This window comes from Ensifer sp. R1-3 (assembly GCF_056739175.1).
Genome location: NZ_CP096515.1, coordinates 2,451,937 through 2,477,546 on the forward strand (window position 1 = coordinate 2,451,937; position 25,610 = coordinate 2,477,546).

Annotated in this window: 26 protein-coding genes; 20 read left to right on the forward strand and 6 right to left on the reverse strand. The window is 64.2% G+C overall.

What is annotated here, in order from left to right; translation table 11 throughout:
- Positions 1 to 74: 74 nt before the first annotated feature.
- Positions 75 to 1,043 carry a cysteine synthase A gene (gene cysK / locus M1D43_RS11800; protein ID WP_003527809.1) on the forward strand — a complete coding sequence of 323 codons (969 nt, stop codon included), beginning with the start codon at positions 75 to 77 and terminating at the stop codon, positions 1,041 to 1,043.
- A 437-nt stretch (positions 1,044 to 1,480) separates the two neighbouring features.
- On the opposite strand, the gene M1D43_RS11805 is transcribed toward cysK, so the two are convergent.
- The 4 genes from M1D43_RS11805 to rsmI form a co-directional block, all read right to left on the reverse strand.
- Entirely contained in the window at positions 1,481 to 3,013 is a 1,533-nt protein-coding gene (locus tag M1D43_RS11805) for a YifB family Mg chelatase-like AAA ATPase (protein ID WP_153314302.1), read from the reverse strand.
- Between the two features lie 185 nt (positions 3,014 to 3,198).
- Positions 3,199 to 4,146, reverse strand: a complete 948-nt coding sequence (gene gshB / locus M1D43_RS11810; protein WP_153314300.1) for a glutathione synthase — start codon at positions 4,144 to 4,146, stop codon at positions 3,199 to 3,201.
- A gap of 204 nt (positions 4,147 to 4,350) precedes the next feature.
- On the reverse strand, positions 4,351 to 4,719 hold the full coding sequence (locus M1D43_RS11815; RefSeq protein WP_003529772.1) for a YraN family protein: 369 nt from the start codon (positions 4,717 to 4,719) through the stop codon (positions 4,351 to 4,353).
- The gene (gene rsmI, locus M1D43_RS11820) at positions 4,709 to 5,671 is read right to left on the reverse strand and encodes a 16S rRNA (cytidine(1402)-2'-O)-methyltransferase (RefSeq protein ID WP_088217829.1); all 963 of its coding nucleotides are present in this window, start codon (positions 5,669 to 5,671) and stop codon (positions 4,709 to 4,711) included. The genes M1D43_RS11815 and rsmI overlap by 11 nt, the downstream gene beginning before the upstream one ends.
- Before the next feature lie 244 nt (positions 5,672 to 5,915).
- Here rsmI and dnaN point away from each other — a divergent pair, with 244 nt between their 5' ends.
- From dnaN to M1D43_RS11855, 7 genes are all read left to right on the forward strand, one after another.
- Positions 5,916 to 7,034 carry a DNA polymerase III subunit beta gene (gene dnaN / locus M1D43_RS11825; protein ID WP_003529776.1) on the forward strand — a complete coding sequence of 373 codons (1,119 nt, stop codon included), beginning with the start codon at positions 5,916 to 5,918 and terminating at the stop codon, positions 7,032 to 7,034.
- 203 nt (positions 7,035 to 7,237) lie between these two features.
- Positions 7,238 to 7,840: a phospholipid N-methyltransferase PmtA gene (gene pmtA / locus M1D43_RS11830; RefSeq protein ID WP_027989545.1), complete on the forward strand. Its 603-nt coding sequence runs from the start codon at positions 7,238 to 7,240 to the stop codon at positions 7,838 to 7,840.
- 14 nt (positions 7,841 to 7,854) lie between these two features.
- Positions 7,855 to 8,436 carry a histidine phosphatase family protein gene (locus M1D43_RS11835; protein ID WP_010968511.1) on the forward strand — a complete coding sequence of 194 codons (582 nt, stop codon included), beginning with the start codon at positions 7,855 to 7,857 and terminating at the stop codon, positions 8,434 to 8,436.
- A gap of 7 nt (positions 8,437 to 8,443) precedes the next feature.
- Positions 8,444 to 9,148, forward strand: coding sequence for an orotidine-5'-phosphate decarboxylase (pyrF, locus tag M1D43_RS11840; RefSeq protein ID WP_153314298.1), 705 nt, complete (start codon positions 8,444 to 8,446; stop codon positions 9,146 to 9,148).
- A 105-nt stretch (positions 9,149 to 9,253) separates the two neighbouring features.
- On the forward strand, positions 9,254 to 9,541 hold the full coding sequence (locus tag M1D43_RS11845) for a DUF1330 domain-containing protein (protein WP_003529780.1): 288 nt from the start codon (positions 9,254 to 9,256) through the stop codon (positions 9,539 to 9,541).
- A 120-nt stretch (positions 9,542 to 9,661) separates the two neighbouring features.
- Positions 9,662 to 10,642, forward strand: a complete 981-nt coding sequence (locus M1D43_RS11850) for a complex I NDUFA9 subunit family protein (protein ID WP_027989547.1) — start codon at positions 9,662 to 9,664, stop codon at positions 10,640 to 10,642.
- 248 nt (positions 10,643 to 10,890) lie between these two features.
- Positions 10,891 to 11,052 carry a hypothetical protein gene (locus M1D43_RS11855; RefSeq protein ID WP_003529782.1) on the forward strand — a complete coding sequence of 54 codons (162 nt, stop codon included), beginning with the start codon at positions 10,891 to 10,893 and terminating at the stop codon, positions 11,050 to 11,052.
- Positions 11,053 to 11,162: 110 nt separating this feature from the next.
- On the opposite strand, the gene M1D43_RS11860 is transcribed toward M1D43_RS11855, so the two are convergent.
- Positions 11,163 to 11,969, reverse strand: coding sequence for an undecaprenyl-diphosphate phosphatase (locus tag M1D43_RS11860; protein ID WP_153314296.1), 807 nt, complete (start codon positions 11,967 to 11,969; stop codon positions 11,163 to 11,165).
- A 156-nt stretch (positions 11,970 to 12,125) separates the two neighbouring features.
- On the opposite strand from M1D43_RS11860, the gene M1D43_RS11865 reads away from it, so the two are divergent.
- From M1D43_RS11865 to M1D43_RS11910, 10 genes are all read left to right on the forward strand, one after another.
- Complete coding sequence (locus tag M1D43_RS11865; RefSeq protein WP_003529784.1) at positions 12,126 to 12,818, forward strand: glutathione S-transferase family protein; 693 nt, start codon at positions 12,126 to 12,128, stop codon at positions 12,816 to 12,818.
- Between the two features lie 10 nt (positions 12,819 to 12,828).
- The gene (gene queG / locus M1D43_RS11870) at positions 12,829 to 13,992 is read left to right on the forward strand and encodes a tRNA epoxyqueuosine(34) reductase QueG (protein WP_153314294.1); all 1,164 of its coding nucleotides are present in this window, start codon (positions 12,829 to 12,831) and stop codon (positions 13,990 to 13,992) included.
- Positions 13,989 to 14,864: an SDR family oxidoreductase gene (locus tag M1D43_RS11875; RefSeq protein ID WP_153314292.1), complete on the forward strand. Its 876-nt coding sequence runs from the start codon at positions 13,989 to 13,991 to the stop codon at positions 14,862 to 14,864. Before queG ends, M1D43_RS11875 begins: the two co-directional genes overlap by 4 nt.
- 461 nt (positions 14,865 to 15,325) lie before the next feature.
- Positions 15,326 to 15,700: a septal ring lytic transglycosylase RlpA family protein gene (locus M1D43_RS11880; RefSeq protein WP_003529787.1), complete on the forward strand. Its 375-nt coding sequence runs from the start codon at positions 15,326 to 15,328 to the stop codon at positions 15,698 to 15,700.
- Between the two features lie 136 nt (positions 15,701 to 15,836).
- Positions 15,837 to 17,126, forward strand: coding sequence for an RsmB/NOP family class I SAM-dependent RNA methyltransferase (locus tag M1D43_RS11885; protein WP_153314290.1), 1,290 nt, complete (start codon positions 15,837 to 15,839; stop codon positions 17,124 to 17,126).
- A gap of 154 nt (positions 17,127 to 17,280) precedes the next feature.
- Positions 17,281 to 18,561: an imelysin family protein gene (locus M1D43_RS11890; protein ID WP_010968505.1), complete on the forward strand. Its 1,281-nt coding sequence runs from the start codon at positions 17,281 to 17,283 to the stop codon at positions 18,559 to 18,561.
- Between the two features lie 48 nt (positions 18,562 to 18,609).
- The gene (locus M1D43_RS11895) at positions 18,610 to 20,160 is read left to right on the forward strand and encodes a di-heme oxidoreductase family protein (RefSeq protein ID WP_153314288.1); all 1,551 of its coding nucleotides are present in this window, start codon (positions 18,610 to 18,612) and stop codon (positions 20,158 to 20,160) included.
- On the forward strand, positions 20,160 to 21,287 hold the full coding sequence (locus M1D43_RS11900; RefSeq protein WP_153314286.1) for an imelysin family protein: 1,128 nt from the start codon (positions 20,160 to 20,162) through the stop codon (positions 21,285 to 21,287). The genes M1D43_RS11895 and M1D43_RS11900 overlap by 1 nt, the downstream gene beginning before the upstream one ends.
- A 219-nt stretch (positions 21,288 to 21,506) precedes the next feature.
- Positions 21,507 to 22,496, forward strand: a complete 990-nt coding sequence (gene corA / locus M1D43_RS11905; protein WP_010968502.1) for a magnesium/cobalt transporter CorA — start codon at positions 21,507 to 21,509, stop codon at positions 22,494 to 22,496.
- 218 nt (positions 22,497 to 22,714) lie between these two features.
- Positions 22,715 to 23,845: a DUF1513 domain-containing protein gene (locus M1D43_RS11910; RefSeq protein ID WP_153314284.1), complete on the forward strand. Its 1,131-nt coding sequence runs from the start codon at positions 22,715 to 22,717 to the stop codon at positions 23,843 to 23,845.
- Here M1D43_RS11910 and M1D43_RS11915 read toward each other — a convergent pair.
- Positions 23,794 to 24,345 carry a GNAT family N-acetyltransferase gene (locus M1D43_RS11915; protein ID WP_015445544.1) on the reverse strand — a complete coding sequence of 184 codons (552 nt, stop codon included), beginning with the start codon at positions 24,343 to 24,345 and terminating at the stop codon, positions 23,794 to 23,796. The genes M1D43_RS11910 and M1D43_RS11915 overlap by 52 nt on opposite strands.
- A gap of 160 nt (positions 24,346 to 24,505) precedes the next feature.
- Here M1D43_RS11915 and M1D43_RS11920 point away from each other — a divergent pair, with 160 nt between their 5' ends.
- Positions 24,506 to 24,958, forward strand: coding sequence for a PaaI family thioesterase (locus M1D43_RS11920; RefSeq protein WP_003529806.1), 453 nt, complete (start codon positions 24,506 to 24,508; stop codon positions 24,956 to 24,958).
- A complete protein-coding gene (locus M1D43_RS11925; protein ID WP_153314282.1) occupies positions 24,955 to 25,593 on the forward strand; it encodes a 5'-methylthioadenosine/S-adenosylhomocysteine nucleosidase in 639 nt (212 codons plus the stop codon). Before M1D43_RS11920 ends, M1D43_RS11925 begins: the two co-directional genes overlap by 4 nt.
- Positions 25,594 to 25,610: the final 17 nt, after the last annotated feature.

Sequence of the window (25,610 nt, forward strand, 5' to 3'; positions counted from 1 at the left end):
TTCCCGCTCTGGAAGGAAGCCCGCATAGCTCCTATTGTCGCAGCGACAACTTCAAGAACGAAGGGAGAAACCATATGCCTGAAGCGCGCAAGCCCGGCCGCGGCCGCGTCTTTTCCTCGATCACCGAGACGATCGGCGACACTCCCATCGTGCGGCTGGACAAGCTCGCCAAGGAAAAGGGCGTGAAGGCGAACCTGCTCGCCAAGCTCGAATTCTTCAACCCGATCGGCTCCGTCAAGGACCGCATCGGCGTCGCGATGATCGAATCGCTCGAGGCGCAAGGGAAGATCACGCCCGGCCGCACGACGCTGGTCGAGCCGACTTCGGGCAATACGGGCATAGCACTCGCCTTCGTCGCGGCCGCCAAGGGCTACAGGCTGATCCTCACCATGCCCGAGACGATGTCGGTCGAACGCCGCAAGATGCTGACGCTTCTCGGTGCCGAACTGGTGCTGACGGAAGGCGCCAAGGGCATGAAGGGCGCAATCGCCAAGGCCCAGGAACTCACCGAGACGCTGCCCGACGCGATCATTCCGCAGCAGTTCGAGAACCCGGCCAATCCGGAAATCCACCGCACGACGACCGCCGAGGAGATCTGGAACGACACGGAAGGCGCAGTCGACATCCTCGTGTCCGGCATCGGCACCGGCGGCACCATCACCGGTGCCGGCCAGGTGCTCAAGGCCCGTAAGCCATCGGTCAGGGTGATCGCCGTCGAGCCCGAAGAATCCCCTATCCTTTCCGGCGGCGCCCCGGGTCCGCACAAGATCCAGGGTATCGGCGCGGGTTTCGCACCGGCGATCCTCGACACGAGCGTCTATGACGAAGTCGTCACGGTAAATGCCGGCGAGGCCATAGAGGCGGCGCGGCTCGTCGCGAGACTCGAAGGCGTGCCGGTCGGCATCTCCGCCGGTGCCGCGCTCCAGGCGGCGATAGAGGTGGGACAGCGGGAGGAAAACGCCGGCAGGAATATCGTCGTGATCATTCCGTCCTTTGCCGAGCGGTATCTTTCGACGGTGCTGTTCGAGGGATTGGGAGCCTAGCGCCGGCAGTCGCGGCATCCCCCTCAGCCGGCCTGCTGTGCCGAGGCTTGCGGATGGGTCCTTGGGATCAAACCCGTATGCGCTAACATTGGCATTAGCGGTCACCCGCCCCTCATCCGCCTGCCGGCACCTTCTCCCCGCAGGCGGGGAGAAGGGACAAGCGGCGCCAACTGAACCCCGCATTCACCGCCCGCCCGAGGGAGCGAGCGGGCGCGGCATATCCCTTCTCCCCGCCTGCGGGGAGAAGGTGGCGGCAGCCGGTTGAGGGGCAATCCCGACCGAGCGGGGTTGAGCCGGTTGGGTTCCCGAGGGATCCCTTTCATCAGCAGTATCCGCCGCACCGGCGCGCAAGAGATATGTGCATGCCGTAGCGTCAGAACGGGGAGAAGGTGGCGGCAGCCGGATGAGGGGCGCCCCATCCTCATCGAAGTCGGATCCTACGCGGCGACCGGCAGTCTCTCTCCCGCCACCCTGTAGGAGATCGCTTCGGCGAGGTGGATGCGGCCGACCGTCGGCGCCGCATCGAGATCGGCGAGGGTTCGCGCCACCTTCAGCACCCGATGATAGCCGCGCGCCGAGAATTTCATCTTTTCCGCCGCATCGCGCAGTAGCTGCAGGCCGGCGGCGTCGGGCTCGGCGATCTTTTCGATCATCGTCGTCGATGAGCGGGCGTTGCTCGTCAGCTCGGGATGGCCGAGGCCGGCGAAGCGGTCTCTCTGCAGCTCGCGGGCGCGGGCGACGCGGCGGGCGACGGCGGCGCTCGGCTCGGAGGTGCCGGGGCGGATCAAGTCGGCGGCGCTGACGGCCGGGACGTCGACGCGGATATCGATACGGTCCATCAGCGGGCCGGAGATCCGCGCCTGGTAATCGGCCATGCAGCGCGGCCCGCGGGCGCAGCTCCGGCCCGGCTCGCCGGCCATGCCGCAGCGGCAGGGGTTCATGGCGGCAATGAGCTGGATCGCCGCCGGATAGGTGACGCGATGATTGGCGCGCGCGATGATGCAGGTGGCGGTTTCGAGCGGCTGGCGCAGAGCGTCGAGCGCCTGAGGCGCAAATTCCGGAAATTCGTCGAGAAAGAGCACGCCGTTATGGGCGAGCGACGCCTCTCCCGGTTTCGCGCGGAAGCCGCCGCCGATCAGCGCCGCCATGGTGGCGGAATGGTGCGGCGCACGGAAGGGCCGGCGGTCCGAGAGCTTGCCGCCCGGCAATTGCCCGGCGATCGAATGGATCATCGAGACTTCGAGCAGTTCGGCGGGCGAAAGCGGCGGCAGGATGGAGGGGAGCCGCGCCGCAAGCATCGACTTGCCGGAACCGGGCGGGCCGACCATGAGGAGATTATGGTTGCCCGCCGCCGCGACCTCCAGCGCCCGCTTGGCGCTTTCCTGGCCCTTGATGTCGGCAAGATCGGGAAGGCCCCCGGCGGCCGCCCGGACCGCCGGTTCGGGGCGGGAGAGCACCTGCGTGCCGCGGAAATGATTGGCGATCGCGATCAGGCTGCGCGGGGCGAGAATATCGATCTCCGATCCGGCCCAGGCCGCCTCGGGCCCGCTTTCCGCCGGGCAGATCAGCCCCTTGCCGAGCGCATTCGCGCCGATCGCCGCCGGCAGCGCGCCGGCGACGGCTGCGATCGTGCCGTCGAGATTGAGCTCGCCGATGACGACATAACCGGACAGCGCGTCCGCAGGGACAGCGCCGAGCGCCGCCATCAGGCCGAGCGCGATGGCGAGATCGAAATGGCTTCCCTCTTTCGGAAGGTCCGCCGGCGCCAGATTGACGGTCACCCGCTTGGCGGGAAGCGCCAGCCCCGATGCATGAAGCGCCGCCTGGACGCGCTCGCGGCTTTCGGCCACCGCCTTGTCCGGCAGTCCGACGATCTGCATACCGACCTTGCCGGATGCAACCATCACCTGGACGTCGACCGGAACGCCCTCGATACCCTGAAACGCAACCGTGCTGACGCGCGCGACCATACTGCCCCCTGATTTCGAGCGGAGCGCGAAGGATCATCGTCCTTCCGCAATCCCGCTCCAGCACGGCGGCCCACACACGCCGTCACAACCAAAACCGGTTGCAACGGTAAATCTTGCACGGAATACGCTTGAAAACAAGAACAATGATAGAACACAAGAGCGAGAGTGGCGGTCCGCCGTAAAGATCAGGCGCGCTTCTTCTCGATCGCGTCCCAGAGCAGGCTAGCGACGTCGGCACCGCCGAACTTCTTCACTTCGCGGATGCCGGTCGGCGACGTGACGTTGATCTCGGTCAGGCAGTCGCCGATCACGTCGATGCCGACGAAGAGGAAACCGCGTTCCTTCAGGGCCGGCCCGATGCGGGTGCAGATCTCCCGCTCGCGGGCCGTCAGGTCGGTTGCCTCCGCGCGCCCGCCCACATGCATGTTGGAGCGAGAATCGTGCTCGGCCGGAACGCGATTGATCGCGCCGACCGGCTCGCCGTCGACGAGCAGGATGCGCTTGTCGCCCTTGCGGACCGCCGGCAGATATTCCTGGGCGATATAAGGCTCGCGGAACATCTGGGCGAACATTTCGAGGAGCGACGAGAAATTGCGGTCGTCACGCGCGGAGTGGAACACACCGGCGCCGCCATTGCCGTAGAGCGGTTTCAGGATGATGTCGCCCATCTCCTGACGGAAGCGGGCGATCTCGTCCGGGTCGCGAGTGATCAGGGTCTTCGGCATCAGATCCGGAAACTCGGTCACGAAGATCTTCTCGGGCGAGTTCCTGACCCAGGCCGGATCGTTGACGACCAGCGTCTTCGGGTGCAGCCGCTCGAGCAGATGCGTCGAGGTGATATAGGCCATGTCGAATGGCGGATCCTGGCGAAGCAGGATGACGTCCATGGTCGAAAGATCGATCCGCTCGTCTTCGCCGAGAGTGAAGTGGTCGCCCCTGACGTCGCGCAACTGCATCTGCTGCGCGGTCGCATAGACCCTGCCGTCCCGGAGCGACAGCTTGTCGGGCGTGTAGTGGAACAGGCGATAGCCTCGGGCCTGCGCCTCAAGGCTCATCGCGAAGGTCGAATCGCCCGCAATGGTGATGCCCGAAACATGGTCCATCTGGACCCCGACATTGACGATTCCTGCCATTTTCCCGTTCCCGATCTGGATCCACGATGCGCATAGTTCCTTCGACCGGCTCCGGTCGGAAATCGAATTATACGGCAATTCGACGCGATGCTCCGCCCCTCGTCTTCGCGACGAGCGGCACCGCAGAAAAGCCCGCAAGATGTAGAATGCGTACCGTGGTTAGGCAAGAAGGTTCCCGCCGCTCCCGCCTATCAAAAGGCGTCATCAAAAGGCGTCCGGCAGGTGCCGCGGCCAGCGCCACGGCGTTACGGCGACGATATCGTAGCGCACCGACAGGCGGTGGAAATCGCCCTGGCGCGACAGCCAGAGATCGCTTGCCGCCCGGATGCGCCGTTGCGCCGTGTCTGTGACGGCGAAGACCGCATCCTCCAGGCTCACCCGGGCCTTTACTTCGACGCAGGCGACCAGGTCGCCGCGCCGGGCGATGATGTCGATCTCGCCGAGCCTGGTGCGATAGCGCATGGCAACGATGCGATAGCCCTTCAGCATCAGGCAGAGCGCGGCGCGGTATTCGGCGATGTGGCCCCGCTTCAGCGCCTTCAGCTTGCGGGTGTCCGGTCGCTCAGCCTTCATCGCCATCCTTGAGATGAAGGAGCCGGTCGTAAAGCTCCTTGCGCGCCAGCCCCGTGCGGCGCGCCGCCTCGGTCGCGGCCTTGCCCATCGGCAGGTCGCGGGCGAGTTCCTTGAGCAGTGCGTCGACGTCGGCCGCCTCCGGCTGGGGCTTTGCCTCTGGCGGACCGACCACGAGGACGATCTCGCCTTTCACATTGGCGCTTTCGTCGTAAATCGCCGCGAGTTCGCCGAGCGTTCCGCGGCGGAACTCCTCGAAGGTCTTGGTCAGTTCGCGGCAGACGGCCGCCCTCCTGTCTGCGCCGAGGACCTCGGCCGCAGCAGTGACGGTCGCAGCAATGCGATGCGGGGACTCGAAGAAGATGAGAGTGGCGGGAACGGCCGCGAGTTCGGCGAGCCGGTCGCGCTTCGCCTTGTCCTTCACCGGCAGAAAGCCTGCGAAGAGGAAGGCATCGCTCGGAAGGCCGGAGCCGACGAGGGCCGCAAGCGGCGCCGAGGGGCCAGGTATGGGAACGACCCGGTAGCCCGCCTCGACCGCCTGCTGCGCCAGGCGATAGCCCGGATCGGAGACGAGCGGCGTACCGGCATCGGAGACGAGCGCCACCGATTTCCCATTGCCAAGTGCTGCAAGCAGTCGCGGCCCCGCCTCGGCGGCATTGTGCTCGTGATAGGCGGTGGGCCGATTGACGATGCCGTAGCGGTCCAAAAGCACCCGCGTCACCCTCGTGTCCTCGCAAGCGAGCACATCGGCCCCGGCAAGCGTCTCTAGGGCTCTCAGCGTGATGTCGCCGAGATTGCCGATCGGCGTTGCCACGAGATAAAGGCACGGCTCCAGCGGGCGCGCAGGAATGTTCGTATTGTGCAGGCGAAAACCGCGCTGCCGTTCCTTTTCGGATGCATCCGTCGATTGCTGCTTTTGCAACGCCGCCTTCCCAATCACGCCTGGCCCGATCATTCCGATCGACCATTCCGGCCAAGCCGGGTTCGCGCCCTTTATGAGTGAGCGGGGAGCCCGGGGCAAGGGCGGGCCGCGCCTGCAGTCTCGCATTTGGGGAAGAGGGCTCAAAACCCCTTGCTTTTGCGGCTCTCTTTCTGCCATTTTGCCCGTCCACATCCTTCCGGCCGAGCGGCCGGGGCACGCAGTTGACGCCGCGGCGGTCCCCTCGCCCGCGCGGCAATGGTTGAAAGCGGTAGCATCCATGCGTATTACTCTCGAGCGGTCCAACCTTTTGAAATCGCTGAACCATGTCCACCGCGTGGTCGAACGGCGAAACACCATCCCCATCCTTTCGAACGTGCTCCTGCGCTCCGACGGCGCCAGCCTCGAAATGAAGGCGACCGACCTCGACCTGGAGATTACCGAGGCGACGCCGGCGCAGGTGGAACAGGCCGGCGCCACCACCGTTCCGGCGCATCTGCTCTACGACATCGTCCGCAAGCTGCCGGACGGCTCGGAGGTGCGGCTCGCCACCAATGCGGAAGGCACGGCGATGACCGTCGCCTCCGGCCGCTCCAAGTTTTCGCTGCAGTGCCTGCCGCAGTCGGATTTTCCCGATCTGACCGCCGGCACGTTCTCGCACTCCTTCCGCCTGAAAGCGCCCGATCTGAAGATGCTGATCGACCGCACCCAGTTCGCGATCTCGACGGAAGAGACACGCTACTATTTGAACGGCATCTTCGTGCACACGGTCGAGAGCAACGGCGACCTGAAGCTGCGCGCCGTCGCGACCGACGGCCACCGGCTCGCCCGGGCGGATGTCGAAGCGCCGTCGGGCTCCGAGGGCATGCCCGGCATCATCATTCCGCGCAAGACCGTCAGCGAACTGCAGAAACTTCTCGACAGCCCGGACGTGGTGGTGACGGTCGAGGTCTCGGACGCGAAGATCCGCCTGACGATCGGCTCCATCGTGATGACGTCGAAGCTGATCGACGGAACCTTCCCCGACTATCAGCGCGTGATCCCCGCCAGCAACGACAAGGAGCTGCGCGTCGATTGCCAGTCCTTCTCGCAGGCCGTCGACCGTGTCTCCACGATCTCTTCCGAACGCGGCCGCGCCGTGAAGCTCGCGCTTGCCGACGGCCAGATGACGCTGACCGTGAACAACCCGGATTCCGGCAGCGCCACCGAAGAACTGCCGGTCGGCTACGAAAGCGATCCGCTCGAGATCGGGTTCAACGCCAAATATCTTCTCGACATCACCGGGCAACTGACCGGCAGCGAGGCGGTCTTCCTGCTGGCCGATCCCGGTTCGCCGACGCTCGTGCGCGATCTGGCCGCGGAGGATGCGCTCTACGTGCTGATGCCGATGCGCGTGTAACGCATGCCGCAGACTGCGATAAAGGCCCGCCGTTCGGCGGGCTTTTTCATATGTACCCGTCGCGCATCGTTCATGATCTGTCGCTTTTAGACGCAGTCGGACTTGTTTTTGCCGCAGATGGAAGCACATTATGAATAAGCGCTCACGCAGCCACACGAATCACGATAAGAGCGCAACTGCAAATCATACTGCGAGGGGATTCGATGAGCTTGCGCTTGAGGGTGAAGGAAAAATTCGGTCGGAAATTCGACGAAGAGATCCGCTTCTTCAAGGGCTGGATGAGCAATACCCGCGCGGTCGGCGCGATCCTCCCGACTTCCGCCATCACGGCACGCCGCATGGCCAGCGTAGTCGATCCAGAATCCGGTCTGCCGGTCCTCGAGCTTGGCCCCGGCACCGGGGTGATCACCAAGGCGATCCTCGAGCGCGGCATAGAGCCTGAAAAGCTGGTTTCCATCGAATACTCCACCGACTTCTACAATCAGCTCAAGGCGCATTTCGACGGCGTGCATTTCATCAACGGCGACGCCTTCGATCTTTCCCGCACGCTTGGGGCCTTCAAGGATCAGCAGTTCGACAGCGTCATTTCCGCCGTACCGTTGTTGAATTTCCCGATGCATCGCCGCGTCGAACTCATAGAAGACCTGCTCTCGCGCATTCCCTTCGGCCGCCCGGTCGTTCAGATCTCCTACGGTCCGATGTCGCCGGTGGTCGCCATGCCGGACCGCTACCGAATCCAGCATTTCGACTTCGTCGTGCGAAACATTCCGCCGGCGCAGCTGTGGATCTACCGCAAGACGCACTGACGGCGCCAAGTCCGGTGTTCGGCATCTATCTCACCCATCCGCAGGTCAGAATCGATCCCGCCGTCTCCGTGCCCCAATGGGGTCTGTCCGAGCTGGGCGAAGAGCGCATGCGCGCCACGGCGAAACAGCCATGGGTCCGTTTGCTCGGACGCATATTGGCCAGTGGCGAGAAGAAGGCGATCGAAACGGCGCGGTTCCTGGCCGACGCTGCCGGCATCCCGGTCGAAACGGACGAAGAGATGGGCGAGAACGACCGTTCCGCGACCGGCTTCCTGCCGCCGGAGGAGTTCGAGAAGGCGGCCGATCAGTTCTTTGCCCGGCCTGAAGAGAGCTTCAAGGGCTGGGAGCGTGCCGTCGACGCCCAGGCGCGAATCTCCAGGGCCGTCTTCCAGGTTCTCGACCGGCACGATCCGGCAGTGCCCATCGCCTTCATCGGCCATGGCGGCGTCGGTACGCTGCTCAAATGCCGGATGACGGGCACGGCGATCGCCCGTAGCACCGATCAGCCGCCGGGCGGCGGCAATCTCTTCGCCTTCCGTCTTGCGGATCGCGCCGTCACATGCGACTGGACGCCGATGGAGTTCTGGCAGGGGTGATCTCGATATGAGCACAAGCGCGCGCGACCGGCTGATCGTCGGCCTTGATCTTCCGACGGTGACCGAGGCCGAGAAAATCGTCTCGACGCTCGGCGAGGAAGTCCTCTTCTATAAGATCGGCTATCAACTGGCCTTCGCCGGCGGCCTCGACTTCGCGCGCGATCTCGCCGCGGGCGGCAAGCAGGTCTTCCTCGACATGAAGCTGCTCGACATCGACAACACGGTGGCCAAGGGCGTGGAGAACATCGTCAAGATGGGCGTGTCGATGTTGACGCTGCACGCCTATCCGAAGGCGATGAAGTCGGCCGTCGAAGCGGCCAGGGGCTCGAACCTCTGCCTGCTTGGCGTGACGGTGCTCACCTCGATGGACGAACAGGACGTCATCGATGCCGGTTATGAATATGATCCGCACAGCCTGGTCCTGCGCCGCGCCGAACAGGCCCGCGCCGCAGGCATGGGGGGCATCGTCTGCTCGGCGGAGGAGGCCGCCGCCGTGCGAAAGATCATCGGCGGCGACATGGCGCTGGTGACGCCGGGCATCCGCCCGGCCGGTGCGGAAAAAGGCGACCAGAAACGGGTGATGACGCCGGCCGACGCGCTTCGCGCCGGCTCGAGCCACCTCGTCGTCGGGCGGCCGATCGTTGCCGCGCCCGACCCTCTCGCAGCAAGCCGCGCGATCCTGGCCGAAATGGAGAGCGCCCTCTCCCGTTGATCCGCCGTATAGCGCTCGGGCGACGTTCGGGCCTGCTTGACCTGGGGCGCATTTTGCCGGAAGTAACCATCCCGTCTGCGTTTCGTGAAAGACGAGGAGTTCATCATGGCCAAAGGATACTGGATCGCTCGGGTCGATATAAGGGACCCCGAACGCTATAAGGACTACGTGACAGCGGCGACGCCCGCCTTCGAAAAATACGGCGCGACCTTCCTCGCGCGCGGCGGGCAGTTCCATCGGCTCGAAGGTGCCGCTCGTACCCGCAACGTCGTCATCGAATTCCCCTCGCTGCAGGCGGCCGTCGACTGTTACAATTCGCCCGAATACCAGATTGCCGCGGCCATCCGCCAGGAAGTCGCCGATGCCGAAATGGTCGTCGTAGAGGGTGTTTGAGGCGAGGTTCCGCGACGCATCGGGGCACGCTTCCGAAGCGCGCGGATTGGCCTTCACCTCGCTCGACGCTTGGGCTATGTAGCAAGCAATTCTACCATTGACATCAGGAGTGCGTTTCTCATGACCTTGTCCAACCTTCCGCCGCTGGTGACGATTTTCGGCGGATCCGGATTTGTCGGCCGTCATGTGGTGCGCGCGCTCGCCAAACGCGGCTACCGCATTCGCGTCGCGGTTCGCCGTCCGGATCTCGCCGGCCACCTGCAACCGCTCGGCAATGTCGGGCAAATCTCCTTCGTTCAGGCCAATCTGCGCTACCGTAGGTCGGTCGATCGCGCTGTCGACGGCGCTGACCATGTGATCAACTGCGTCGGCGTGCTCTTCGAAAGCGGCCGCAACACCTTCGAGGCGGTCCAGGATTTCGGCGCGCGGGCGGTCGCCGAGGCGGCCCGGGCGACGGGCGCCACGCTCACCCATATCTCGGCGATTGGCGCCGACGCAAACTCCGAGTCGAGCTATGCCCGGACAAAGGGGCGCGCCGAGGCTGCGATCCTCGAAACGCTTCCGGCCGCGGTGATCCTCCGCCCGTCGATCATCTTCGGCCCCGAAGACGGCTTCTTCAACAAGTTTGCCGAAATGGCCCGGTTCTCGCCGGTCCTGCCGCTCATCGGCGGCGGCAATACCAGGTTTCAGCCGGTTTACGTCACCGACGTTGCCGAGGCCGTGGCCCGCTCCGTCGACGGCAAGCTCACCGGTGGGACGATCTACGAACTCGGCGGGCCGCAGGTGCTCTCGTTCCGCGAATGTCTCGATTTCATGCTGAAGACGATCGACCGCAAGCGCTCCTTCGTGTCGCTACCCTTCGGCATCGCCTCGCTGATGGGCAGCGTCGCCTCGCTCGTGCCGTTCATCACGCCGCCGCTCACCGCCGACCAGGTGGTGTTGCTGAAATCGGACAATGTCGTCTCGGCAAAGGCCGAAGCGGAAGGCCGCACGCTTGCAGGTATCGGCATCGAGCCGACGATGCTCGAGTCGATCCTGCCGACTTATCTCGTACGCTATCGCCCGCATGGGCAATATACGCGCAGCGGCCGCGCCGCCTGAGCCGTCGCATCACTACCGTACGCATTCAAGCCGCCGGCTCCGCCGGCGGCTTTTTTGCGGCCCCCCGCTGTGCCCGTTCGGCAACAGCGTTGCAGTTCTGCCGCAGTTGCAAATCCGAATCCCGTTTACCGCAGATTCAGCCCGCCCTGATATTGATCATGACATGATCGCAGAATAAACACCGCTCGCACTGACCGCTCGGCGAGCGCCGCCGGTGCAGACATCACACTCGAAAGGCATAACGTCCCATGGGCAAGTCGATCGCAATCTTTTTTGCGTCTGCGGCACTGATCATTCTGGCTGGCTCGTTCATGGCACCCGGCACCGTGGCCAGCAGCAACAAGGGCTGCACGCCGGCCTACGGTGTCAACCCGTGCACGACGGCGTCGATCGGGTTTGCCGGCGAGTAAGCCGGACATTTTCGCCTCGGCTTCGAGCCGGGCATGTTGAGTTTTGGCGGGGGCCAGGAGCCGGGTGCGTTTCGAAAGAGACGCATCCGGCTTTATGTTTCCGGACTGCGTTATCCGAGCAGCCACAGGCCGACCAGCCCGGCGGTGCCGACGAGGATGCGCCAGATCGCAAAGGGCGTGAAGCCGCGATGCGAGACGAAGTCGAGCAGCGAACGCACCACGAAAATTCCGGCGATGAATGCGGCGATGAAACCGGCGGCGATCAGTCCGACATCGTCGAAGGAGAGCGCATCCCGGTTCTTGTAGAGGTCGAGCGCAAAGGCTCCGACCATGGTCGGCATGGCCAGGAAAAAGGAAAACTCGGCGGCGGAGCGCTTGTCGGTCCCCATCAGCAGGGCCCCGGCGATGGTCGCGCCGGAACGTGACGTCCCCGGGATCATGGCGAGGCACTGGAAGAGGCCGATCTTCAGCGCGAGCGAAGGCGGATAGTCGAACACGTCGATGTAGCGGGGCGTCAAAGGGAGCCGGTCGATCGCATAAAGAATGATGCCGCCGACGATCAGCACGACGCATATGAGCATCGGCGTCTCGAAAAGCACCGACTTGATGAACCCATGCGCTGCAGCACCGATAAGCGCCGCCGGCAGGAAGGCGAGGAGAACCGAGAAGACGAAGCGGCGGGCCTTGACGCTCGTCGGCAGGGCGAGCGCGATCGCCAGCAGCTTCTGGAAGTAGACGAGCAGGATCGCCAATATGGCGCCGAGCTGGATCAGAACGGCAAAGGTGTTTCCCGGCGATTTGAATCCGAGGAAGTGTCCGGCAAGCAGCACATGCGCCGTCGACGAGACCGGGATGAACTCCGTCAGTCCTTCGATGAGCCCGAGGACGAGCGCGCTTATGATCGATTGATCCGCCATGTAAAAGCTATTCCTGATATAATTGGATGTGGGAGGAGAAAGTCGATTCTCTTGTGTTTGCCACCGCAACTACCTATAGCTCGTTGTAACGAGCCGTGGCCAGTTGCATATGCCGCGACGCCGATATCCCCGAAAACAGCTGCAATCTGATCATCGATGCCGACACTGTATCATCACCCCATGTCCCCTGCTTCGCGGTTCGTACGCCTTATTCTCTCAGAATATGGCTATCAGACGGAACTGAGCGAAGAACAGCCATGGGAGAACCGGCGCGACTTCCTGACGCTGAATCCCGCCGGCACTCTGCCCGTCTATGTCGATGACAGCATGCGCGCGCTCTGCGGCGCGACGATCATCTCCGAATATCTCGACGAGACCAGCGGCATCATGAAGCGTGACCGCCGCCTTCTTGCCGAGGACCCGTTTCAGCGCGCCGAAATCCGCAGGCTCACCGAATGGTTCCTGCAGAAGATGGAAGCCGACGTGACGCGCCCTCTCGTGCGCGAGCGCATCTTCAAGCTGCAGATGACCCCGGACCAGGGCGGCGGTGCGCCGGATTCGAAAATTCTCCGCACCTCGCGCAGCAATATCCGCCAGCACATGAAGTATCTCTCGTGGCTCGCCGGATCGCGCCCCTGGCTTGCCGGCGATCGCATCTCCTATGGGGATCTCGCCGCAGCCGCGGCGATTTCCGTGCTCGACTATCTCGGAGAGATCGACTGGTCCGATGCGCCGACCGCCAAGGAATGGTACCAGCGGCTGAAGTCGCGCCCATCTTTCCGGCCGCTACTCGCCGAGCGGGTGCGCGGCGTGACCCCGGTCTCTCATTATGCGGATCTCGACTTTTAAGGACCAGATCATGCCCGGCGACGCTGCAAAAGCGGACAACCAGGGCAGGAAACGACGGACCCTCACCGCCTTCCTGAAAGAGGAAGCCGCGGCCAAGGGGTTCGACATCTGTCGCATCACCCATCCGGACGCCATACCCCAGGCGCCCGAGCGGCTGAGGCAGTTCCTGGCTACCGGCGCCCATGGTACGATGGACTGGCTTGCCGAGACAGCCGAGCGCCGGTCCGATCCGCGCGTCCTCTGGAGCGAAGTGCGCTCGATCGTCCTCTTCGGCATGAATTACGCTCCCGAGGACGACCCGCGCGAGGTCCTCGCCAGACGCGATCGCGGCGCGATCTCCGTCTATGCCCGCAATCGCGACTATCACGACGTAGTCAAGGGCCGGCTGAAAGAGATCGCCACGCGCTTTGCCGCCCGGGCGGGCGAGGACGTGAAGGTCTTCGTCGACACCGCCCCTGTCATGGAGAAGCCGCTTGCGGAAAAGGCCGGCATCGGCTGGCAGGGCAAGCACACCAATCTGGTCAGCCGCGAATTCGGCTCCTGGCTCTTTCTCGGCAGCCTCTTCACGACAGCCGAACTGGACCTGGACGAGCCCGAGCGCGACCATTGCGGCTCCTGCCGGGCCTGCCTCGACGCCTGTCCGACCGATGCCTTTCCGGCGCCCTACCGCATCGACGCGCGACGCTGCATCTCCTATCTCACGATCGAGCACAAGGGATCGATTGCGCCTGAGTTGCGGCCGCTGATCGGTAACCGCATCTATGGCTGCGACGACTGTCTCGCCGCCTGTCCCTGGAACAAGTTCGCGCGCTCGGCATCGGAAATGAAACTCCAGCCGCGGGACGATCTCAGGGAACCGGAGCTCTCCTTCCTGCTGACGCTCGACGACCCAGGTTTCCGGGCCTTCTTTTCCGGATCACCGGTAAAGCGCATCGGGCGCGATCGTTTCGTCCGAAATGCCTTGATCGCCGCCGGCAATTCCGGTGAGAAGAGCCTGATAGAGGTCTGCAAGGCGCTGGCGGCCGATGCATCGCCGACCGTCAGGGGGATGGCGGTCTGGGCGCTTTCGCGACTGATTTCATCCGCCGATCTGGCGGTCTTCGCCCGGCAATGCGGGCCTGAAACCGATGACGAGGTTCTTGCGGAATGGCAAATGGCGGGAGTGAACCGATGAATGTCCTGATCCTTGGTGCGGGCTATTCCGGCACGGCGATCGCGAGCGCGCTCGCTTCCCTGGCGATGTCCGTGTCCGGCACCACCCGGTCGGCAGAAAAGCTCGGCCGCCTGCAGGCTGCCGGTATCCGCCCGATCCTCTTCGACGGCGCGGAAATATCGGACGAGCTCAAGGATGTGATGAGGGAGACCACCCACCTCGTTCAGTCGATTGCGCCGGGCCGCGATGGCGACCCTATGTTTCGCGCCGGAACGCCGCCGCTTGCCGAACTTCTGCCGCGGCTGGAGTGGGTGGGCTATCTTTCCACGGTCGGCGTCTATGGCGATCACGGCGGAGCCTGGGTCACCGAGGATACGCCGCTCAACCCGGTCTCGCAGCGCTCGCTGGAGCGTGTGGAAGCCGAAAACGCCTGGCTCGAGCACGGCGCACAGCGCGGCATTCCGGTGGCGGTGCTTCGGCTTGCAGGCATTTACGGTCCGGGCCGCAATGCCTTCCGCAATCTCTCCGAAGGCACGGCGCGCCGCGTCATCAAGCCGAACCAGGTCTTCAACCGTATCCGCGTCGAAGACATCGGCGCGGCGACCGCCCTTCTCGCAAAGCGGGGCATGGGCGGCGTCTTCAACGTGACCGACGACGAGCCGGCGCCACCACAGGATGTGGTCCAGGAAGCCGCCCGGCTGATGGGCGTCGAACCGCCGCCCGAGATCCCCTTCGAAACCGCAGATATGTCCCCCATGGCGCGTTCTTTCTACGGCGAGAACAAGCGTGTCTCCAATGCGCGACTGCGCCAGGCGGGCTTCGATCCGGACTTCCCGAACTATCGCGTGTCGCTTGCACAGCTGTGGACATCGGGAACCTGGGACCGGAAATAAGCACCTATTTCCTCAAGGCCGACCAGAATATCGCGCGGGATGTCAAGCAAGTCTAACGCCGTTTTGAAAGTATTGATTTCACGCGAATCGCCTTGACACGATTATGCTGTCATTATTCGGTCTATACTTCGCCATTTTCCACAACCTTGACGCTAGTAGCAAGAATTCAACGGTCGCGATTCCCGATTTTTCATGCAAGGCGAAAAATTTAATGATTTTATTTGCGAGAGGCGTCGCTGCGCGGGGCGGCGCGTCGCCAGCAGCGCTTAGTTGCTGATTCCAAAGAACTTCCCTCGCAATTCTAAACTAATTCAATCTGTTGTTTATTTTTAAAATCAACAGGTCTTCAGACATTCCTAATGAGAACTTAACGGTTGAAGCACGTTTTTGCCATGTTTCACCTCAATTAGCTCGATCAACAAAGGGAACTGACGAATTTTTCAAACCGAAGGGGGCATCGCTTGACGCCAGCGAAAATCAAGACTGCTGCCGCGGCAGCACTATTCACCGTCGGGATGGGCTTGGTCTCGGCATCCGAAAGTCAGGCAGCAGGCGCTGGTTGCGGGGGAGCATCCTGGTACGCGCTTTCCTCCAAAACGGCCTCCGGCGAAAGAATGAATGCCGCGCACCTGACCGCCGCGCATCGCAAACTGAAATTCGGCACGAAGGTCCAGGTGACCAACAAGCGTAACGGCAAGTCCGTCGTCGTCCGGATCAATGATCGCGGCCCGTTCATTCGCGGCCGGGTGATCGATCTCTCCAAGGCGGCCGCCTCCAAGATCGGCATGATCCGCTCCGGCACCGCCAGCATCTGTTACACGGTCGTCAATTCCTGACGATGCGCAGGATTCGCCCGGTTCATCTCGGGCGAGCCAGACTGCAAGGGCCGGTCGCGCCCCTTACATAATGCGGCCGCCGTCTTGCTCTTCGATGTCATCGCCGCTACCACGGCGAAAAAGGAGTTCATCGAAGATGCGATTGGGCGGAAGGCTCTCCGGAGCCATCGAGGTTCTTGACGATATCGAAAAGCGCAGGCGACCCGTCGCCGATGCCCTCAAGGATTGGGGCCTGTCCCACCGCTTCGCCGGCTCCGGCGATCGCGCCGCCATCGGCAACATCGTCTATGATGCCCTGCGGATGAAACTCTCCCACGCCTACCTCATGGACAGCGACACCCCGGTAGCCCTCGGCCATGGGGTCATGTACCGGCAATGGGGCTTTCGCGCCGACACGCTTGCGGCGGAACTCGCCGACGACAGGTTCGCGCCCGAAGCGCCTTCGGAAGCGATGATGAAGGCCTTCGCCCAGCGACGGCTCGAAGATGCTCCCCTGCATGTGCAGGGCGATATTCCGGAATGGACGCAAGGCTCGTTCGAAGAGAATTTCTCCGACGACTGGCTCGCCGAGGCGAAGGCTCTTGCCGGCCGGCCGACTCTCGATCTGCGCGTCAACACGCTGAAGGCGACGCGCGAAAAGGTGCTGAAGGCGCTGGAGCGCAGCGGCGCCGAGCCTGCGGCGATTGCCCGGCACGGTGTGCGCATTCCCGCCGGCGAGGGCGCTTCGCGCCTGCCGAACGTTACGGCGGAAATCTCGTTCCAGAAGGGTTGGTTCGAGGTGCAGGACGAGGGATCGCAGATTGTCGCAGACCTAGCCTTGCCTGGCGAGGGCGAGCAGGTCCTCGATTACTGCGCCGGCGGCGGCGGCAAGACCCTGGCCATGTCGGCGGCGATGAACAATAAGGGCCAGGTCCACGCTTACGACGCCGACCGCAAACGGCTGGCGCCCATTATCGAGCGTCTGAAGCGTGCCGGCACCCGCAACGTGCAGGTGCACGAGTCGACCGAGTCGCTCACATCGCTCATCGGGCGGGTCGATCGCGTGCTTGTCGATGCGCCATGCACCGGGACCGGAACCTGGCGGCGCCGCCCCGACACGAAATGGCGCCTGACGCAGAAGAACCTCGAGGAACGACTGGCCCAGCAGGAGGAGGCGCTTGCCGGTGCCGCCCAGTTCGTGCGCCCCGGCGGACATCTGATCTACGTCACCTGTTCCGTCCTTCCGGAGGAGAACGAGGCTCAGGTCTACGGCTTCTGCGAGGACAATCCGGAATTCGAGGTCCTCTCGGCCGCCGACAACTGGGCGGCGCTCTTCGGCACCGATAAGCCACAGCCCTGGTCCGCCGATATGAAGACCGTCACGCTGACACCGGCATCGACCGGAACCGACGGATTCTTCTTCTGTCTCATGGGCAGGAAGCGTTAGGCCGCCCGGGGATTCCGGCCGTTCGCGGCGGGCGGCAACTTCAAGCCGTTCTAAACTATACACTTTGACACCAGTTTACTTTTGGTCCATGACTCTTGCGCTTTTCACGGGGTTGGAGCTGTACGCTCTATCGACGAGCAACAAGGAGAGGGTCATGTCCAAGAATTTCATCCGCGCCGCAGCGCTGGCGCTCATGACGGCGACATCGGCGCTGGCGTTGCAGCCGGCGAATGCGGCGACGGACGCAGCCGCGGTCGTCAAGCATTACGCGGCCGTTGCGCACGCCAAATACGAAGATGCACTGGCCACGGCAGAAGCGCTGGAAAAGGCCGTGGATGCACTGATCGCAGGCCCGAGCGAGGAGACCTTGAAGGCCGCGCGGGAGGCCTGGCTGAGGGCACGCAACCCCTATCAGGAAACCGAAGTCTATCGCTTCGGCAACACGATCGTCGACGAATGGGAAGGCAAGGTGAATGCCTGGCCGCTGGATGAGGGCCTCATCGACTATGTCGACGCCAGCTACGGCAGCGAGAGCGATGAGAACGCCCTCTTCACCGCCAATGTGATCGCCAACAAGACGATCAAGGTCGACGGACAGGATGTCGATGCCACGAACATCACGCCGGAGCTCCTCTCCGGCACGCTGCAGGAGGCAGGCGGCATCGAGGCGAATGTCGCGACCGGCTATCACGCGATCGAATTCCTGTTGTGGGGGCAGGATCTGAACGGAACGGGCCCGGGCGCCGGCAACCGGCCCTACACGGATTTCGACACCAAGGCCTGCACCAACGGCAATTGCGACCGCCGCGCCGCCTATCTGAAGGCAGCGACGAGCCTGCTCGTCTCCGACCTCGAGGAGATGGTCGCGAACTGGACGCCGGACGGCGCTGCGACCAAGGCGGTCGAGGCGGATCCGAAGGCCGGCCTCGTGGCGATCCTTACCGGCATGGGCTCGCTCTCCTATGGCGAACTCGCGGGCGAGCGCATGAAGCTCGGCCTGCTCCTCCACGATCCGGAAGAGGAGCACGACTGCTTCTCCGACAATACCCACAACTCGCACCTGCACGACGCGATCGGCATCCAGTCGGCCTATAGCGGCGAATATACCCGCGTCGACGGCAGCAAGCTTACCGGCCCTTCGCTTTCCGAGCTCGTCGCGGCCAAGGACGCGGCCCTCGACAAGGAAATGAAGGATGGTCTCGCCACAACGGTCGAGAAGATGCAGGTGATGGCCAAACGCGCAGAAACGGGCGAAGCCTACGACCAGATGATCGGCGAGGGCAACGCCGAGGGCAATGCGACGGTTCAGGCGGCGATCGACGGGCTGATCGCCCAGGCGAAGACCGTCGAACGCGTCATCGCCGCGCTCGATCTCGGCACGGTGGAACTTGAAGGTTCCGACAGCCTGGATAATCCTGGCGCCGTCTTCCAATAAGCTGAAAAGGCGGGCCGCGACGGACAGGTGGCGGCCCGGCCTCCCTCGATGAGAACGATCGCCCGCATTCTAGCGCTAACCGTTGCCGCGCTCATTGGCTTCGCCCCCGCGGCGTCGCGCGATGGCGGTATCGCGGAACGGGCGGGTGTCGGGTGCGCGCCTGTTCGCGACGACCTTTCCGCCCATGACCTCGAGCGCGTCCTGACGGTCACGCGCCCAACCACCGATTTTTCCAGACCTGAGCCATTCGAGTCGATGCCGGGCGGCGCTGCGACGACGCCTGCACCTCCCGACCGGAGGGCCTTTTCGCACGCCTCCGCCAATCTCCCTTTCGAGGACGAGCAGGATTTCCACCTCGGCAAGGCGCTCTTCGAAAAACTCTGGGTCTCCTCGCCGTCGTCCACGCAGGCCTCGGACGGGCTTGGGCCGCTCTACAATGCGAGGGCCTGCGAGAGCTGTCATGCCCGCGACGGACGCGGCCGCCCGCCCGAGGGGGCCGTCCACGCGACGTCGATGCTCTTTCGGCTCGCCCGTGCCCCGCGCGACGATGCCGAGCGCGCGGAGTTCGCCTCCCATGCACGGCTCAACTTTCCCGACCCGGTCTATGGTGCTCAGCTTCAGGACAGCGCCGTGCCGGGGCTTGCTGCCGAGGGACGCCTCGACATCACCTATACGGAAGAACCGGTGACGCTTGCCGGCGGAGAAACGGTCCCGCTCCGCAAGCCGCATTACGCGATCGCCGATCCCGGTTACGGACCGCTCGATGCGGCCACGACGCTGTCGCCGCGCGTCGCCTCGCCGATGATCGGCATCGGTCTCATCGAGGCCATCCACGAGGCCGACATTCTGGCGCGCGCCGATCCGGAGGATCGCGACGGCGACGGCATCAGCGGACGGCCGGCCCTCGTGCGCGAGCGCCGGACCGGCCTCGTCACCCTCGGCCGCTTCGGCTGGAAAGCGCAGAACCCGTCCGTGCGCCAGCAGGTCGCCGATGCCTTTGCCGTCGATATCGGCATCTCCACCTCCGATCTCGACCGCAGTCATGGCGATTGCACGGCTGCCCAGACGGGCTGCCTCGATCTGCCGGACGGCGTGCAGCCGCGGCTCGGAGCGGTCGAAGCGCCCGACCCGGTGCTCGGCCTCGTGACGTTCTATTCCTCCAATCTTGCCGTGCCTGCTCGCCGCAAGGCGAGATTTCCGGAAACCTTGAGGGGCAAACGGCTCTTCCATGACGCCGGCTGCGCCGCCTGCCACGCACCTAAATTCGTGACCCGCCGCGACGCCACGCACCAGGCGCAGGCGTTTCAGCTCATCTGGCCCTATTCCGACTTCCTCCTGCACGACATGGGCGAAGGCCTCGCCGACGGCCAGCAGGTCGGCGAGGCCAGTGGCCGCGAATGGCGCACACCCCCGCTTTGGGGCATAGGCTTGACCAAGACCGTCAGTGGGCACAGCTTCCTTCTCCATGACGGACGCGCCCGAAATCTGGCCGAAGCCATACTCTGGCACGGCGGCGAAGCGGCGAAGGCACGCAATGCCTTCGCCGCCATGCCGAAGGACGACCGCAAAGCCCTGATCACATTCCTGGAGTCCCTCTGATGCGCCTTCCCTTCGCGAGCCTTCCCCTCGCCCTTGGCCTGATATTCCTGGGTGCCCCCGCGGCGGCGCAGGAAGGCGGTGCGCTTTCCCCGCGCGTCGTCGAGGAGGCGGCCGTGCCGAGCGTGATGACGCAGGCTGTGGACGGCTTCATCATTCCCGGCTATCGCGATCTCGCGCAGGCGACGAACGCCCTCTCCGAAGCGAGCGCCGCGCTCTGCAAGTCACCTTCCGAGGCCGCGCTCGAAGCCGCGCGGTCGGCCTTCTCCGACGTCGTCGAGACGTGGTCCACAATCGAGATCATCCGCCTCGGTCCGGCCCTCGAGCAGAATCGTTTCGAACGCTTCCTCTTCTATCCCGACCGGAAAAGCACGGGCTTGAAGCAGGTGCAGGCAATCCTCGCCAATAAAGACGAGAGCGCCGCCAGGGCGGAAAATCTCAAGGGGAAGAGCGTCGCGGTCCAGGGGCTCGGGGCGCTCGAATTCGTGCTCTACGGCACCGGGGCGGAAGCCCTCTCCGGCGAAAACGGCGGCTTTCGCTGCCGCTATGGGCTTGCCGTCTCGGAAAACCTGAGGAGCATTGCAGGCGAGTTCCTTGCGGAATGGGAAAAGCCGGACGGTGTCCAGGCCGCCTGGAAGGAGCCAGGCCCGGGCAATCCGCTCTTTCGCGACAACAAGGAAGCCGCGACCGCGCTTTTGGGCGTCCTCGTGCACAGCGTCGAGATGATAAAGGATCAGAGGCTGCGCCCCTTCTACGCCGGAACGGTCGACGGGAAGCCCGACAAAGGCCATCCGAAGCTTGCGATCTACTGGCGCTCGGTCAACACGATGTTGGCGATCTCCGCCAATTTCAGCGCCCTGCACAGGCTCTTCGATACGGCCGGCATGGAGCGCCTTCTGCCGGCTGACAGCCGTTCGATCGCGGGCTCGATCGACTTCCTCTTCAAAGCTCTGATCGCCGCTGCCGACCGGATCGAAGGGCCTGTCGGCGCAGCGCTTGCCGACGAGAGGCAGCGCGCCACGCTCGATTTCATCGCGCTCAACACGTCCGATCTGCTCGACCGGCTCAATCGCGAATTCGGCGGTTCGATCGGGCTTGGCGCCGGTTTCTCCTTCGCCGACGGCGACTGACACGCGAACGTGAAAACGCTGCGGAACCCGATGGTTGACAAGCAGGGCATTTCGGAGCAAAGCGCACCCATGGCCGCCCGCGCGGACATGTCTCACCAACAAGGATCAACTCAAGATGAACCCCGACAGTCGAAGTCGAGCCTTCATGCTCACGGCCGTCCGGACCTGATTTGATCAGGGCTCCGCCGGTCGGATGACTCGGCCCCATGGAGCCCTGAAATGCTGCGCATCTACAAAAGCCAGAACAGCCGTCTTGTGCTCGTCGACCTCCTCGACGGCCTGGCATGCCAGGAACCGGTGATCTGGTTCGATCTCTTCAACCCGTCGAGCGAGGAAACGCGACTTGTCGAGGAGCGCCTCGGCATTGCCATCCCGACCCGTGACGAGATGCAGGAAATCGAACTTTCCGACCGACTGTACCAGGAGGACGGCGCCGAGTTCATGACGATGACGGCGACCGCCAAGCTCGACAGCGATTACCCGGCCAAGGTGCCCGTCACCTTCATCCTCAAAGGCGCGACACTCGTGACCGTCCGCCACGCGGAACCGAAGCCCTTCCAGGTCTATGCCAACCGCATCATGAAGCCGAACGGCGCGGCTTGCGAGACGGGAGAGCTCGTGATGCTCGGCCTGCTGGAGGCGATGATCGACCGTACGGCCGATGCCCTGGAGCGCGCCGGCAACGACGTCGATCAGATCTCGCGGGAGGTCTTCCGCAAGTCGAACGCCAGCGCCACCAAGAAGACGCGCGACCTGCAGTCGCTGATCGAGCAGATCGGCCAGAAGGGCGACCTGTTGACCGTCATCCGCGAAAGCCTCGTCAGCATTGGCAGGCTCGTCGCCTATCACGTCGCCATCGAAGGGAGCACGCCCCGCAAGGCGGCCAAGGAGAGCCGGCAGCGGATAAAGCTCGTTCAGCGCGACGCGGCATCCCTTGGAGACCACGCGCTGTTCCTGTCGAACAAGATCAATTTCCTGCTCGACGCGACGCTGGGGCTCATCAACCTCGAGCAGAACCAGATCATCAAGATCTTTTCGGTCGCCGCCGTCGTGTTCCTGCCGCCGACGCTCGTCGCCTCGATCTACGGGATGAACTTCGAGGTGATGCCGGAACTCACCTGGCGGTTCGGCTATCCCTATGCGCTGATACTGATGATCGCCTCGGCCCTGTTGCCGTATGTCTATTTCAAACGCCGAGGTTGGCTGTAAGGTGGAGGTCGAGCCTAAGGTCAAAAGGCCCCTCCCCAACCCCTCCCCACAAGGGGGAGGGGCCGGCAAGGCCACCCCGCCCCGATCCACCAATCCGTCGCGCCAAGCGCGAGGAGGGAAAATGGCTGGGGTCGCCGCGGGGCAAAGCCCCTCCCCCTTGTGGCCCTTGTGGGGAGGGGTTGGGGGTTCCCTCGTCTCCGCCCGTTGCAGGAAATCGCATGAAGACCAATACCCTCATCGACCGCCGCAGCTTCGTTAAAATGGCGGGTGCCGCCTGGGCGGCGGCGCTTTCCCCCCGGGGCGCCTTCGCCCAAAGGGCCGATGCCGTCTTCGCCTCGGCCTTCATGGCGCCGGATGGCAGCTACGGGGTCGCGACGCTCACGGAAGCGGGCGAGATCGTGGAGCGCAGGCTGCTGCCGGCGCGTGCGCACGGCATGACCTTCTCCCCGGCAAGCCGGCGGGCGGTCGCCTTTGCCCGGCGGCCGGGCACCTATGCCATGATCTTTGCGCCGGACGGCACCGCCGAGCCGGTCGTCATCACCTCCGCCGAGGGCCGCCACTTCTTCGGGCACGGCTGCTTCTCGGCCGACGGCCGTCTGCTCTATGCGACCGAAAACGACTTCTCCGCCAATCGCGGCATGGTCGGCATCTATGACGGCCGCCGGGGTTTTGCCCGGATCGGCGAATTCCCGACTTACGGTATCGGCCCCCACGACATGACGTTGGCCGCCGACGGACGCACCCTCGCAATCGCCAATGGCGGCATCGAGACCCACCCGGATTTCGGCCGCACCAAGCTCAATCTCGACCGCATGGAGCCGAGCCTCGCCCTCGTAGACGCCGCGACGGGGGCGCTCATCGAGAAGCATGTGCTGCCGCCTGATCTCAACCGCCTTTCGACCCGCCATGTCGACATCGGCGCTGACGGCCGTGTCTGGTTCGCCTGCCAATACGAGGGCGCGCGCAACGACCTTCCGCCGCTGGTCGGGCACTTCGCCAAGGGCGAGGACCTGACCTTCGTCGGTCTGCCGGAACGCACCACGGCGGCGCTCGCCAATTATGTCGGTGCCATCGCGGTCAACCGCCGCGACGGACTGGTCGGCCTCACCTCTCCCAAGGGCAACGTCGCCGTCACCCTGGACACGAAAACGGGCGCCGTCCTCAGGGAGGAACAGGTAACGGACGCAGCAGGCGTTGCCGCGGCGAAGCACGGTTTTGCCGTCTCCACCTATGGCGGCCGGTTCGAGAAGCGCGTGAGTGCCGTCGCCTGGGACCAGCACATCGTCCGGCTCGGCGATCAGGTCGACGCACCGAAGTCCGAGAGCGTCACGAGATCATCCCAGCGATAGGCAACCTGATCCAGGCTTTCTCTGCCGACGCCGACCCGGCCCTCGCCCACCGCGCGGGCACCGAGCCGCTCGTAGAAGGCCCTGTTGGGGTTGTCTTTCAGCACCCAGGCGAAGAGCGACGTGCCCCCCGTCTCGCGGCAATGGGCGGCGACGCTGCGCACCAGGGCGGAACCGAGCCCGGCGCCATGGAACTCCGGCAGGAGATAGAGCTCGTAGAGTTCCCGATCGAAAGCGGGCGGCATGCCCCTGGCCTTGCCGTAATTGGCAAAGCCGATCACCCGCCCTTCGGCCATGTCGGCGGCGGCCATCATGAAGGAGCCCGGAAAGCGCATGCGCCGCGCGTGCCGGATGGCCTGATCCTCAACGGTCATGGCGTCGAGATAGGCATCCGCGATGATGCCGCGAAACGTCGCACGCCAGGTACTGACCAGGACCGAAGCGATCATCATGAGATCGTCGGGAACGGCCGGCCGGATTTCGATGCGCCGGAAGCTCTTCATAGGCAACATATAGGTGTCGCCGCTTCGCCGCAAAACCATGAACGGCTGGAAATGATCTCCCCCGGTGCGTTTGAATTACGCTTGCCGCGCTGCAACCGGCATGCCAGTGTCCGGAAAACTCGCACAGTGGTGCTCCGAGGAAATCAAGGCCGGCCGACCGATGGATGAGAGCGATCCCCCCGACTTCAAGAAGCGCATCCGGGAAAGCTTCAGGCGACAGGCCGCCATGCGCACGATCGGGGCCGAGCTCACGCGCGTCGAGCCGGGAACGGTCGAGATCGAGCTGCCCTTCGATGCCAAGCTGACGCAGCAACACGGCCTTCTCCATGCCGGTGTGATTTCCGCCGCGCTCGATGCGGCGGGGACCTATGCCGGCTATTCGGTGATCGACCCCGAGGCATCGCTGCTGACGATCGAGTTCAAGGTCAATCTTCTCTCGCCCGGACGCGGCGAGCGGTTCCTGTTTCGCGGCGAGGTGACGAAGCCCGGCACGACCATCATCGTTTCCGACGGGCGGGCCTATGCGGTCAGGTCCGACGGACCCGCCAAGCTCATCGCCTCGATGACCGGAACGATGATGGTGGTGCGCGGACGCGAGGGTATCGAAGGATGAGTTTCGAGCTGAAGGCCGTAGCGGGGAGAAACATCCTCTATGTGATGGCCGTGGATGCGGAGTACGGCCCTTGCCTCCGTGGCCGGATCGCGCCGCTGATGACGGGCGTCGGACCGGTCGAAGCGGCCGTAAGCCTGACCCGGGCGCTTGCGGAGTTCGACGCGAAAGGCAGCCTGCCGGACCTCGTCGTGTCGCTCGGCTCGGCCGGCTCCGCGACGCTCGAACAGACCGAAGTCTACCAGGCGATCTCCGTCGCCTATCGCGACATGGATGCCTCTCCGCTCGGCTTCGAGAAGGGCGCAACGCCCTTCCTCGATCTGCCGGCGGTCGTCAAACTGCCGCTCAGCATTCCCGGCGTTAGGAAGGCCCGGCTTTCGACGGGCGCCGATATCGTCTCCGGCAACGCCTATGAGCAGATCGACGCCGACATGGTCGAGATGGAGACCTTCGCAGTCCTGCGCGCCTGCCAGGCTTTCGGCGTTCCGCTCATAGGGCTCCGCGGCATCTCGGACGGCAAGGCGGAACTGAAGCATGTCGGCGACTGGACCGAGTATCTGCACGTCATCGACGAGAAGCTTGCGGCCGCCGTCGACCAGATGGAGGCGGCGCTGGAGAAAGGCGAGATCCAGCTCTGAGCGTTCTGTAGCGGATG